We start from the raw sequence: 12,294 nt of genomic DNA, 5'->3' as shown, positions 1-12,294 counted from the left end.
CCCGCAGCCGGCGCCGGAGCAGGAGCCGGCGGCGGAACCGGCGCGGCGGCCGTCGCATGGCTGTCGCTGGCCGGGCTGGCGCTGCCGTGAGCGCCGGCATCCGCCGCGCCGGCCAGCAGCACGCCGGCGCCCGCGATCATCCACGGCCACACGGCGGACTGGTTGCAATCCTCCTCCGTGCCGTCGCCGCGGATCTGTCGGCACGACTCCGCCTGGCGCGTCGCCGCGTCTGCGTCCGCATCCACATCGGCGCGGACGTCGGCACCGGCAACGCGGCCTGCTTCGCCCGCAGTCGGGGGAGGCGCATCACCACTCGGCTCAGGCGCATCGGTGGCGCCGCGCACCTCGCCTCCGCCGTCCGCCCTTTCCGTCGCCATCGCATCGTCGGGCTGGCGGTCCTGGGGGGCACGGGTAGTGCTGGGAGTCGGGGCTCCGGCGCGAGGGGACTTGGCGGGAACGGGTAACACCGCGGGCGCCGGCGGAATCGCGCTCGCGCTCGCGCTCGTCGTATCGGCTTTGGCTTGAACAGGGATCGGGGTCGTCATCGGCTTGCTGGGTAACGGAAATAGGGAGAAGGCCCCCAGTGTCTTGGGATCCACCCATCGAAGACGATGACCGGTTCTTGTGTGATTTCTCTTGAAACCAACCTACTTGAGTGGAACCTCGGGCCGACACATCAGACCGGGTCCTCCAGCGACGCGCCCCGCGCGCCATGTGCAGCCGCCCCAGCTCGTCATGCGAGAAATGAAAACGCCCCGCGAAGCGGGGCGTGCTGATCGACCGGCGCAAACCGGCACTCGGCGTGCCGGCGGCGTCAGATGCCGGCTGGCGGCGGGGTCCAGGTCTTGACTTGCGTGGACGCCGCCAGACCCTGGTTGCCCGCAGCGTCGATCTGATAGACCTCCAAGGTGTGATACCTCAAGGTATCGGGGGGATCCACGAACACATCGACCGACACGGCGGAACCGCTGCCCTGGACCCAATCGCCCTGCCGGTCCACCCGGTACCACCACGTCGAGCCGGATTCGAGCTGCGTCACGTCGACATGGTCCGCCAGACTGTCCAGCGTGCCGGGGAACACCTTCTTCAGGGTCGGGGCGACGGGCGCGATGGTGTCCAGCACTACCGCCGTCGTCCGCTCCGCGCCCGCATTGCCGGCGGCATCGATCTGCCGGACGTCCACGGCATTGGTCCCTTCCGCCAGCAAGGCAGTCGGCAACTGCGTGCCCGAGCCCGGGCGCCAATGGTCGTCGCCGTTGAGCTTGAACTCCCAGGTGGCATTCGCCTCCAGGTTGTCGAGCGACACCTGACCGCTGGCATTGATCAGGTTGCCTGCCGCCGCGGTGCCATCCTGCCTGTGGACGCTTGCCTGCAGGACGTCCGGTGCGACGGAGTCCAGGGTGACCGCGAGCGTGGCGACCTCGCTCACGTTGCCGGCCAGGTCGGTCTGGCGCACGTCGACGGTCTGGCTGCCTTCGTGCAACGCGTCTGTCGCCAGCGAGTCGCCCTTCCCTCCGACCCAGGCGCCGCCATCGATCCGGTACTCCCAGATCTTGGCGTCTTCCAGCCGATGGATGAGCAGACTGTCCTGCGCATTGATCAACGGCAGGCCGTTGCTCGTCTCCGGCAACGGTGCCTCCGGCGGTGCGAGGTCCAGTGTCACGGCCAGGCTGTTCGACGGCCCATGCTGGCCGTCGGCGCCGACCTGGTAGGCCTCGATCACGTTCTGGCCCGCGACCAGCGCGCTGCCCGGCACGAGGTCGCCCTGGCCCTGGGTCCAGCCGGCCGCGTCGTTCACCCGATAGAACCAGGTCGCGCCCGGCGCCAGGCCGGAGACGGCGACCGTCCCGTCGTTGGTCAAGCCGTCGTTCGTCAGCGCGCCGTTGTCGTGCGCCAGCGTCAGCGTCGGCGCGTGCACGTCGGGGTGCGCCGGGACGACGGGGACCACTGGCGTGGGGGGTGTCACCGGCACGGGAGGCGTCACCGGCGTGATGGGGACCACCGGTGTGATGGGGGCCACCGGTGTGAGGGGCGGCTGCACGCCAACGGGGGTGTGGTCCTCGCTGCCGTGACCGCCAGACCCGGCCAGCAGGACCGCTGCACCAGCGACCATCCACGGCCATACAAGACCCGGGCTGCAATCGCCCTCCGTGCCGTCGACATGGATCTGCCGGCACGCGGTGTCTTCGGCCTTGGCGTCCGCCGCCGCATCACTCGCGACGACATCCGAGGCCGACACCAGCGCGGGCGCGGGCGTGAGCGCGGGCGCGAGTGGCTCCTCGGTCGACGGCGGCTCCTGCGACGTCACGTCGCCAGGGCTGCCGTCCTCGGGCACTGCGGCGACGGTGTCATCCGCCTGAAGGATCGTTGCCGCGCGTCGGCCGGAAGGCGCCGGTGGCTGGAGGGAAGAGGCGGGCGCGGCGGGCGTCCGCGCCAGGAGGGGGGCTGGTGTCTGGGTGCTCATCGAAGTGTCCGTTGACGAGAGGGAAGGCGTGCTCGCAGTGTCCAGACATCCGCCCCTCGAACGCGATGACTCATCAAGGCCATCGAAGGCAACTCCACTGACTCATTTGAGCTTTGGAATCGCCTCATCCACAGTCCGGGATAATCCGCCGCATGGTCCTTGCCGAAATCACCGGCCTGTTCCTGTCCTGGCTGGCGCGCCTGATCACCGGCGCGCAGGGACACTGGAAAGGCTGTCCCCCGACGTCCGAACAACGCATCTACTTCGCCAACCATCAGAGCCACTTCGACTGGGTGCTGATCTGGGCCTCGCTGCCCGGCGAACTGCGCGCGCGGACCCGCCCGATCGCCGCGCGCGACTACTGGACCAGTTCCAGACTCAAGACCTGGCTCACGAGCGCCGTGTTCAACGCGGTCTACGTGAGCCGCACGCGCGCCACGCCCGACGAGGATCCGCTCGAGCCGCTGGTCGACACGCTGCAGGGCGGCGATTCGCTGGTCATCTTCCCGGAGGGCACGCGCTCCAACAAGGGCGCGCCGCAGGCCTTCAAGGCCGGCCTCTACCACCTGTCCGAACAGTTCCCCGACGTGCAGCTCATCCCCACCTGGATCGACAACGTCCAGCGCGTCATGCCCAAGGGCGAGATCGTGCCGGTGCCCATCCTGTGCACGGTCACCTTCGGCGCGCCGATCCGGATCGAGCCCGGCGAGGACAAGCGCGCCTTCCTGGAACGCGCCCGCGCCGCGGTGATGGCGCTGCGTCCCGGAGGGTGGAAGGAATGAGGTGGCTCAAATCCTTGAACAGCGGCGAGCAGGTGGCCTTCCTGTTCGTCGTGCTGTTCGGCGCGCTGCTGCTGGTGAGCATCGGCTCGGTGCTGTGGTCGCTGCGCGAGCGCCCCGACGATGAACAGGAAGCCTGGCAGGCGCGCTGGGCGCGCTTCCGCCACGAGCTCAACATGGTCTGGGTCGGCGCCTGCCTGTTCTGGGCCGCGTGGGTCTCCGGACCGGTCGGCGCGACGCTGCTGTTCGCGGTGTTCTCGTTCCTGGCCTTCCGCGAGTTCATCACGCTGCTGCACACCCGCCGCGCCGACCATCGCGGGCTGATCATGGCCTTCTTCGTGATCCTGCCGCTGCAGTACGTGCTGGTGGGGACGCGCCACTTCGACCTGTTCTCGGTGCTGATCCCGGTCTACGGGTTCCTCGCGATCCCGGTGGCCAGCGCGCTGGCGGACGATCCGCAACGTTTCCTCGAACGCAACTCGAAGATCCAGTGGGGCATCATGGTGTGCGTCTACGGCCTGTCGCACGCGCCGGCGCTGCTGCTGCTGGAGATCCCGAAGTACGAGGGCCGCGGCGCCTTCCTGCTGTTCTTCCTGGTGGCCGTGGTGGCCTGCGGCCAGATCGCGCAGGCGATGGCGACCAGCCGCTTCCGCGCCAAGCCGGTGGCGCGCCGGATCAGCCGCTCGTTCACGATGAAGGCGTGGTGGATAGGCGCGTTCGCGGCGGCGCTCGCGGGGGCGCTGCTGTACTGGATCACGCCGTTCAAGGCGGGCCAGGCGGCGATCGCCGCGTTCGTCGCGGCGGGCTGCGGCAGCTTCGGCGTGTTCGTGATGCAGGCGCTCAAGCGGGACGCGGGCATCAACGCCTGGGGCAACCGCAGCGCGATCACGGGCGCGGTCGGGCTGCTGGACCGCATCGCGGTGATGTGCTTCGCGGCGCCGGTGTTCTTCCATTCGGTGCGGTGGTATTTCCGCGCCGGCACCTGACCCTTGAAGGAGGCGACGGCATGCGCATCCTCGGCATCGACCCCGGCCTGCAGACGACCGGCTTCGGGGTCATCGACTCGGACGGGCCGCGGCTGGCGTATGTGGCCAGCGGCACGATCAAGACCAACGCGCTGCCCACCGGCGACCTGCCGGGGCGGCTGAAGATCCTCTACGACGGCATCCGCGAGGTGGTGTCGCGCTACCAGCCGACCTGCGCCGCGGTGGAGATCATCTTCGTCAACGTGAACCCGCAGTCCACGCTGCTGCTGGGGCAGGCGCGCGGCGCGGCGCTGACGGCGCTGGTGTCCTGCGACCTGCACGTGTCGGAGTACACCGCGGTGCAGATGAAGAAGGCCATCACCGGGCACGGCGGCGCGGCGAAGTCGCAGGTGCAGGCGATGGTGGCGCGGCTGCTGAGCCTGCCCGGCGAGCCGGGCAAGGACGCGGCCGACGCGCTGGGCATCGCGATCATGGACGCGCATGCGCGCGTGTCCTTCGAGGCGATGGGCAAGCAGACGACGCTGCAGCGGCGCCAGCACGCGCAGTTCAAGGGCTCGCGGACCTATTGAGCCGCATTGAGCCGGGCGGCCGGATTCAGGGCTCGTCCTGCCAGTAGTCGAGGTCGCCCTCGCCCACCTTGCGGATGGCCTCGAAGGGGCGATCCGCCTTGTCGGGACCATGCTCGGCCATGAACTTGTTGGAGTCCGGGTAGACGCAGATCTCCGGCTGTTCCATCGTGCTGATGGAGAGGTAGCGGATCGGCGCGTCCGAGGTGTTGATGATGTGATGCGGGTAGTCGGGCCCCGCGGGGATGAAGATCACGTCGCCGGCCTTGATCGGCAGGCGCTCGCCGGCGACGCGCAGCGTGCCGCTGCCCTCGAGGACGATGAACATCTCCTCCTGCGCGTAATGCAGGTGGTACGGGCAGGTGGTCTTGCCGGGCTCGACGATGTCGTAGGACGCGCCGAGCTTGCGCGCGGCGGTCCCGCGCGCCAGGCGCGCGAAGCGGGACTCATACAGCGGCTCCCGCTTGAACGAGGTCAGCTCGGCTTCATGGAAGTTGCGGATCAGCTGGGCGGCAAGCGCCTGGGCGCGATCGGTCATGCTGGGGTCTCCTTGCGCGACGAAGTCGGGGGCGAGATCACTTGAACTCGGGATCACAGGCTAGCTTGTCCCCCCCATCTTCGGCAAACCGAAGTCAATGACGCCGGCGACCGGCCCTCCTAGCATCTGTGACTTCGGCGTCCGCCCTCGTGCCGGAAACCCCCAAGAAACCACTGACCGCTGGAGTCAACGCATGCATTCGATCCAAATGATGGTGGCGTACGATCCGCGAATGAACCGCCCACTGCTCATCCAGGCTGAATGGGACCCCGAGGTATCGGTCTGGGTTGCCACGTCGGACGACGTGCCAGGTCTTGCCACTGAAGCGGACACGCTCGAGGCGCTCGAAGCGAAGCTGAAAGTCCTCGTGCCCGAATTGCTCGAGGCCAACGGCCGCCTTCCCGACGGCCCGGAACTGTCGATGGAACTGCTCGCGCGACGCGTGAGCGTGGCGCAAATTCACGCCCGCTGAATCACATGGTCGCCAGCTTCACTCCGGAGCTGGTCCGGATGCTGCGCGCTGCGGGATGCCAATTCGTGCGCCACGGAAAGGGAGACCATGACATCTGGTACTCCCCAACGAGTCTTCTTCGTTTTCCGGTGGATCACAAGATCAAGTCTCGTCACACCGCGAACGCGGTACTTCAGCAGGCCGGACTTGCCAAGCGCTTCTGATTTGCGACCAGTCCCATCTCTGGACCCGGCCGCGTACTGCCATCACACCGTCGTCGTCGCCGCGCCCGCGCCATACCGGTTGGGCTGGCTCGGCTGGACGAGCCAGTAGATCATCACGATCCAGCCGATCAGCGGGACGAAGCCGATGAGTTGCCACCAGCCGCTGCGGTCGATGTCGTGCAGCCGGCGCGCCGCCACGGCGAGGGACGGCAGCAGCGTCAGCAGCGAGAAGACCACGCTCAGCTTGTTCGAGATCACGCCCAGGATCGCCGACCCCAGCACCACGAAGAGCACGTACCACCAGTACTCGGACCGGCTCGCGGTCCCGCTGAAATCCGCGTACTTGCGCAGGCAGGTCTGGATCGAATCGCCGAAATTCATGGCACTCCCTCTCTCTCGTGTGAACATGGACGCCCCCGGATCGGGGACCACCGGATCCTAAGGGCCTGCCCCCGGCGTGGCGATCCCTCGGAGGGTGGACGAAAGTCAGTTGGAATAAGTGGGCCGCCCACCGTGTTCATGCAATACCCACCACCTGATCTCAACCCAGGAGACTCCGCATGAAGAAGACCTTGAAGCTCACCGCCGCCGCCATCCTGATGGCCGCCGCCGGCCTCGCCGCCGCGCAGTCCGCCCCCGCGACCGCCAAGGGCGACGCGCTGGTCGGCCCCAACGACATGACGCTCTACACCTTCGACAAGGACACCGCCGGCAGCGGCAAGAGCGTGTGCAACGGCGGCTGCGCCACCAACTGGCCGCCGCTGATGGCCCGCGCCGAGGACAAGGCCGCCGGCGACTGGTCCATCGTGACCCGCGACGACGGCTCCAAGCAATGGGCCTACAAGGGCAAGCCCCTGTACTTCTGGGCCAAGGACGCCAAGCCCGGCGAGCGCAGCGGCGACGGCGTCAACCAGGTCTGGCACACCGCGAAACCCTGAGCACCGCCCTGACCTGCAGATCGTCCCGCCCATGCCCCTGGTCCTCGACGAAGCGCTCCCGCTGCTTCCCCGCCTGCGCCGCCACGCGCGGCTGCTGTGCGGCGACCACGCCCGGGCGGACGACCTGCTGCAGGACACGCTGGAACGCGCCGCCCGCAAGGGCGCGCTGTTCCATGCCGAGCCCGGCCCCACGCGCCAGGACGCCCTGCGCAACTGGCTGCTGACCTTGATGCACCGCCTCTACCTGAACCAGCGGCGCGACGCGCGCGAGGCCTTGCACGATTCGCTGGACGAAGACGACGCCCCGCAACCGGCCATCGAAGAACCGCAGCAGCGTGTCGCGATGCGGCTCGATCTCGAACGGGCGCTGGCGGCCCTGCCGGCGACCGCGCGCGAGATCCTGCTGCTGGTCTGCGTCGAGGAACTCAGCTACCAAGACGCCGCCCGCGTGCTGGACGTGCCGATGGGCACGGTGATGTCGCGGCTGTCCCGCGCCCGCGAACGGCTGCGCCTGTCGATGGACGGCGCGGCACCGGGCCGCCCGCCACTGCGGGTGGTGAAATGAGCGCCGCACCATGACGCCCGACGACATCGACTTCGACGAATCCACTCTCCACGCGTATGTGGACGAACAACTGCCGCCCGAACGCGCCGCGCGGGTGGCGGACTGGCTGCTGCGCCACCCGCGCGCCGCACAGCAGGTGCTCGGCTGGCGCGAACAGCGCGAGTCGCTGAAGGCGCTGCACCGCGACTGGCTCGACGAGCCCGTGCCCCCCTCACTCACCTCCGCGCTGCGCCCGCAAGCGCCGACCGCCGCGAACGCGTCGCGCTGGCCGCGCGCCTGGGCGGCGGCACTGCTGCTGGCCGTCGGACTCGGCGCCGGTGTCGCCGGCGGCTGGGGCGGTCATGCCTGGTGGTACGGCAAGAAGGAGGCCGCGGCGATGGCCGCCGCCGACGCGGCCGCGCGCGCCGCCGGCCGCGATCCGTCGATTCCCGAATACGTCCGCGATGCCGCCATCGCGCACGCCGTCTACCAGCCCGAGAAACGCCACCCCGTCGAAGTCGGCGCGGACCAGGCCGACCACCTGATGCAGTGGCTGAGCAAGCGGCTCGGCCAGCCGCTGTATGCGCCGGTACTGCGCGACTACGGCTGGAAGCTGGTCGGGGGCCGCCTGCTGCCCGCCAGCGATGACGCCTCCCTCACCGCATCCGCCGGCGCATCCGCCGGCACATCCGCGTCGGCCGGTGCGGCGCTGGCCCGCGCGCAGTTCATGTACGAGAACGAGGCCGGCGAGCGCTTCACGCTCTACGTCAGCACCGGCGCGAGCTCGCCCGAGGCACCCGTGGCCTTCCGCCTGATGCGCCGCGTCGAGGCGGGCCAGACCACGCGCAGCCTCTACTGGATCGACGGCAAGCTCGCCTATGCGCTGAGCGGCAGCTTCGACGAGCGCAGATTGCGCGTGCTGGCCGATCTGGTCCACGCGCGCATCGGCATGATCGCGCGGGCGTCGTCATCGCCCTGAGCGCCTGAGGCTCGCTTGAGGCTCGCTTGAGGCTCGCTTGAGGCTCGCTTGAGGCTCGCTTGAGGCTCGCTTGAAACTCGCTTGCGGCTCGCCCGGGCCATGGCCCTGACCTTCCGGCGGTCAGGACCCGGCGGGTAGGATGCGCCGCCATGTCGTCGTCCCTCTCACGCCTGATCCTCGGCCACATCCGCGGCCACTGGCGGCCCTACGCGGCCAGCGCGCTGATGCTCAGCACCATCGCCGTCCTGACGGTCTGGATCCCGCGGCAGGTCGGCCATGTCGTCGACGCCCTGGTGTCGCACCGCATCGCTGGCTGGGACCTGGTCGGCCAGCTCGGCCTGCTCGTGCTCGCCGGTCTCGCGATCTACCTGCTGCGCGTCGGCTGGCGGCTGGCGTTGTTCCGCACCGCCTACGAACTCGGCCGCCAGTTGCGCATGCGGCTGTACGCCCAGCTGACGAATCAGGGCCCGGCGTTCTTCCACGCGCAGCGCACCGGCGACCTGATGGCGCTGGCGACCAACGACGTCGACGCGATCGAGATGGCTGCGGGCGAGGCGCTGCTCGCCGCCTTCGACGGCTCGCTGACGCTGATCCTGGTGCTCGGGATGATGGCGATCAGCGTCGACTGGCGGCTGGGACTGGCCGCGCTCGTGCCCTTCCCGCTGATGGCCTACGCGTTCTGGCGCATCTCGTCGCGGATCCATGTGGCCTCCGCCGACTCGCTGAAGCGCTTCTCGACGCTGAACCAGCAGGTGCAGGACAGCCTCGCCGGCGTGCGCACGGTGCGGGCGCTGGGCCTCGTGCGCCGCAGCCGCGAGCAGTTCGGCGAACTGGCCCGCGAGGCCGGCGACGCCGCCTTCCAGGCGCAGCGCTGGGAGGCGATGTTCGAACCCGCCGTCGGGCTGTCGCTCGGCGCGGCGACGGTGATCGCGCTCGGCGCCGGCGCATGGCTGGTCGGCACGGACGTCATCAGCATCGGCCAGTTGACCGCGTTCACCATGTACCTCGGCCAGTTGATCTGGCCGATGTTCGCGGCGGGCTGGGTGCTGTCGCTGCTGGAACGCGGACGCGCCGCCTGGTCGCGCCTGCAGCCGGTGCTGGACGCGCCGGTCGGTCTGGTGGATACCGGCACGGGCGATGTGCCCGCGCACGCCGGCATCACGTGGGACCACGTCTCCTTCCACTATCCGGGCATGACACGGGCGACGCTCGAGGACATCGTGCTGACTCTGCCGCCGGGCCGCACGCTGGGCATCGTCGGCGCGACGGGCTCGGGCAAGTCGACGCTGCTGCGGCTGCTGCTGCGGCAGTACGAACCCGACGCGGGCACCGTGCGCCTGGGCGGCATCCCCGCGCCGGAGATCCGTCTCGATGCGCTGCGGCGCACGCTCGCCTGGGTGCCGCAAGAGCCCTTCCTGTTCTCGGCCTCGGTCGCGGACAACATCGCCCTCGCCCGTCCGGACGCGACGCGCGAGCAGATCCTGGCCGTGGCCGAACTCGCCGCCGTGCACGACGACATCGCGCGCTTGCCGCAGGGCTATGAGACGCTGGTGGGCGAGCGCGGCGTCACGCTGTCCGGCGGCCAGCGCCAGCGCGTCGCGATCGCACGCGCGCTGCTGGCCGAGGCCCCGGTGCTGCTGCTGGACGATGCGCTGTCGGCCGTCGACAGCGGCACCGAGACGCAGATCCTCGACCACTGGCGCGAACTGCGCCAACGGCATCCCGAGCGCAGCCTCGCCGTCGTCAGCCATCGCCTGTCGGCGGTGATGGAGGCCGACGAGATCGTCGTGCTGAAGCAGGGGCGCATCGTCGAGCGCGGCCGTCATGACGAGCTGCTCGCGCTGGGCGGCTGGTATGCCGGCCAGTGGCGCTACCAACAACTGGAGGCCAGCCTTGACGCCGCCTGAGACCGCGTCCGGCAAGGACGGCAAGACCGCGCGCGAGGCGAAGAACGCGCAAGGCGTGCGGAGCGCCCCGAACGTTCAGGGCGCCGAGAGCGCCAGGAACGACCACTCGCCGCGCGAAGCGCTGGCGCTGCTCGCGCAGGCCGCCGCGCCGGAGCGCCGCGGGCTGGTGAAGGGACTGGGCTGGCTGGTCGTCGCGGCGGCGCTCGAAGCGATCGGGCCCATCCTCGGCAAGCATTTCATCGATGCGCATGTGCTGACGCGCAACTTCGACCTCGGCCCGATGGCGCTGCTGCTGGGCGCCATGCTGCTCGCGGGCTGGACCGCGAGCCTGCTGCGCTACGCGCAGCTGCGGCGCATGGCCTCGGTCGCGCGGCGCTCGGTGCTGCGCCTGCGCGAGCAGGTCTACGCGCACGTGCTGGCGCAGCCGATGGCCTTCTTCGACCGCAGCATCACCGGCCAGCTGCTGAGCCGCATCACCAACGACACCGACGCGGTCAACAACCTGTACCGCCAGGTCCTGTTCGTGATGCTGGACTCGACGATCGTCGTGGCCGGCGCGCTGGTGGCGATGGCGTGGCTGGACTGGCGGCTGATGCTGATCGTGCTGGCGCTGGTGCCGGCGAGTTCCGGGATCATCTGGCTCTACCAGCGCGCCAGCAGCGGCCCGGTGCAGCGGGCCCGCGCACTGCGCGCCGAGCTCAACGCGCAGATGGCCGAGAGCATGGCGGGCATGGCGATGCTGCAGTCGGCCGGCGCGGCGCAGCGCTTCGCGGCGCGCTACGAGACCGCGAACCGGGCGCAGCTGGAGGCGCGCGTGCAGGAGCTGCGCGCCAACGCCTGGCTGCTGCGGCCGGCGCTGGACCTGCTCAACGTGCTGCTGATCGTCACGGTGATCTACGGCTTCGGGCTGCGCGAGCTGTCGGGCCTGGAAGTCGGTCTGCTGTACGCGTTCCTCGCGTACATCGCGCGCGTCGTCGAGCCGCTGATCCAGATCACGATGCAGTTCAGCCAGCTGCAGCAGGCGCTGGTGGCCGCGTCGCGCGTGCGGGCGCTGCTGCGCGAGCCCTGTGAGCCGCGTTCCTACCGGCCCGATCTCGTCGTCGGCGCGGGTGCGATCCGCTTCGAGCACCTGCAGTTCGCCTACAAGCCGGAGCAGCCGGTGCTGCGGGACCTGGACCTCGACATTCCGGCCGGCAGTTTCGTCGGCATCGCGGGCCACACGGGTTCGGGCAAGTCGACGCTACTGGCGCTGCTGCTGCGTTTCTACCAGCCGCAGCAGGGGCGCATCCTGATCGACGGCCTGCCGCTCGACCAGTTGCCCGACGAGACCTTCCACGCCGCGCTCGGCCTGGTGCCGCAGGAGCCCTACCTGATCGCCGGCAGCGTGCGCGAGAACATCCGCATGGGGCGCGCGATCTCCGACGAGAAGATCGAGGCGGCGGCTCGCGCGTCGCGCGCGCATGAGTTCCTCAGCGCGCTGCCGCAGGGGTACGACAGCCGGCTGGGCGACGGCGGGCTGGCGGTGTCGACGGGGCAGAAGCAGCTGATCGCGCTGGCGCGGGCGCTGGCCGGCGATCCGCGCATCCTGCTGCTCGACGAGGCGACGGCCAACATCGACAGCGCCACGGAAGCGCAGGTCGGCGAGGCGCTGCGCGCCCTGCGGGGCCAGGTCACGGTGATCGCGATCGCGCACCGGCTGTCGACGATCCGCGAGGCCGACCAGATCGTGGTGCTGAACCACGGTCACCTCGACGAGCGCGGCACGCACGACGAGCTGATGGCGATCGATGGCGGGATCTACCAGCGGCTGGTGCAGTTGCAGGCGTTGGAGGAGTGAGCCGGGGAGGCGCAGATCGCACAGGCATGGACTGACCCTCCGCGAATGAGGGGTGCGAACCCGGCGTTCAGGTCGGGGCGA

13 protein-coding genes and 1 pseudogene are annotated in these 12,294 nt (G+C 69.9%); 10 read left to right on the top strand and 4 right to left on the bottom strand.

From position 1 onward, the window contains the following. Together AC07OZ_RS15480 and AC07OZ_RS15475 are read right to left on the bottom strand one after the other, a co-directional pair. Positions 1–245: pseudogene (locus tag AC07OZ_RS15480) on the bottom strand (hypothetical protein); the annotation flags it as partial. A gap of 569 nt (positions 246–814) precedes the next feature. Then, positions 815–2,464 carry a hypothetical protein gene (locus tag AC07OZ_RS15475; RefSeq protein WP_495467972.1) on the bottom strand — a complete coding sequence of 550 codons (1,650 nt, stop codon included), beginning with the start codon at positions 2,462–2,464 and terminating at the stop codon, positions 815–817. A gap of 152 nt (positions 2,465–2,616) precedes the next feature. Between AC07OZ_RS15475 and AC07OZ_RS15470 the strand changes: the two genes are divergently transcribed. From AC07OZ_RS15470 to ruvC, 3 genes are read left to right on the top strand one after another with little or no spacing between them, the layout of a single operon-like run. Further along, entirely contained in the window at positions 2,617–3,246 is a 630-nt protein-coding gene (locus AC07OZ_RS15470; RefSeq protein ID WP_495467971.1) for a lysophospholipid acyltransferase family protein, read from the top strand. Further along, complete coding sequence (locus AC07OZ_RS15465) at positions 3,243–4,229, top strand: phosphatidate cytidylyltransferase (protein WP_495467970.1); 987 nt, start codon at positions 3,243–3,245, stop codon at positions 4,227–4,229. Before AC07OZ_RS15470 ends, AC07OZ_RS15465 begins: the two co-directional genes overlap by 4 nt. Before the next feature lie 20 nt (positions 4,230–4,249). Further along, on the top strand, positions 4,250–4,798 hold the full coding sequence (gene ruvC / locus AC07OZ_RS15460) for a crossover junction endodeoxyribonuclease RuvC (protein WP_495467969.1): 549 nt from the start codon (positions 4,250–4,252) through the stop codon (positions 4,796–4,798). Between the two features lie 25 nt (positions 4,799–4,823). Here the strand turns inward: ruvC and AC07OZ_RS15455 are convergent, their stop codons facing one another. Further along, entirely contained in the window at positions 4,824–5,333 is a 510-nt protein-coding gene (locus tag AC07OZ_RS15455) for a cupin domain-containing protein (protein WP_495467968.1), read from the bottom strand. A 193-nt stretch (positions 5,334–5,526) separates the two neighbouring features. On the opposite strand from AC07OZ_RS15455, the gene AC07OZ_RS15450 reads away from it, so the two are divergent. Together AC07OZ_RS15450 and AC07OZ_RS15445 are read left to right on the top strand one after the other, a co-directional pair. Further along, on the top strand, positions 5,527–5,805 hold the full coding sequence (locus AC07OZ_RS15450) for a DUF1902 domain-containing protein (RefSeq protein WP_495467967.1): 279 nt from the start codon (positions 5,527–5,529) through the stop codon (positions 5,803–5,805). Between the two features lie 5 nt (positions 5,806–5,810). Continuing rightward, the gene (locus AC07OZ_RS15445; RefSeq protein ID WP_495467966.1) at positions 5,811–6,008 is read left to right on the top strand and encodes a type II toxin-antitoxin system HicA family toxin; all 198 of its coding nucleotides are present in this window, start codon (positions 5,811–5,813) and stop codon (positions 6,006–6,008) included. 42 nt (positions 6,009–6,050) lie between these two features. Here the strand turns inward: AC07OZ_RS15445 and AC07OZ_RS15440 are convergent, their stop codons facing one another. Then, positions 6,051–6,389, bottom strand: coding sequence for a DUF805 domain-containing protein (locus AC07OZ_RS15440; protein ID WP_495467965.1), 339 nt, complete (start codon positions 6,387–6,389; stop codon positions 6,051–6,053). A 179-nt stretch (positions 6,390–6,568) separates the two neighbouring features. Here AC07OZ_RS15440 and AC07OZ_RS15435 point away from each other — a divergent pair, with 179 nt between their 5' ends. The 5 genes from AC07OZ_RS15435 (at position 6,569) to AC07OZ_RS15415 (ending at position 12,213) form a co-directional block, all read left to right on the top strand. Next, a complete protein-coding gene (locus AC07OZ_RS15435; protein WP_495467964.1) occupies positions 6,569–6,946 on the top strand; it encodes a COG4315 family predicted lipoprotein in 378 nt (125 codons plus the stop codon). 31 nt (positions 6,947–6,977) lie between these two features. Next, entirely contained in the window at positions 6,978–7,511 is a 534-nt protein-coding gene (locus AC07OZ_RS15430) for an RNA polymerase sigma factor (RefSeq protein ID WP_495467963.1), read from the top strand. A 10-nt stretch (positions 7,512–7,521) separates the two neighbouring features. Then, positions 7,522–8,469, top strand: coding sequence for an anti-sigma factor family protein (locus AC07OZ_RS15425; protein ID WP_495467962.1), 948 nt, complete (start codon positions 7,522–7,524; stop codon positions 8,467–8,469). Between the two features lie 149 nt (positions 8,470–8,618). After that, complete coding sequence (locus AC07OZ_RS15420) at positions 8,619–10,376, top strand: ABC transporter ATP-binding protein (protein WP_495467961.1); 1,758 nt, start codon at positions 8,619–8,621, stop codon at positions 10,374–10,376. After that, positions 10,363–12,213, top strand: coding sequence for an ABC transporter ATP-binding protein (locus AC07OZ_RS15415; RefSeq protein WP_495467960.1), 1,851 nt, complete (start codon positions 10,363–10,365; stop codon positions 12,211–12,213). Before AC07OZ_RS15420 ends, AC07OZ_RS15415 begins: the two co-directional genes overlap by 14 nt. The last annotated feature ends 81 nt before the right edge of the window (positions 12,214–12,294 follow it).

It is taken from the genome of Roseateles sp. GW821-FHT09G03, from assembly GCF_059416045.1.
Note: the sequence above shows the minus strand (reverse complement) of the source record. Positions and strands in the feature narration are given on the sequence as shown.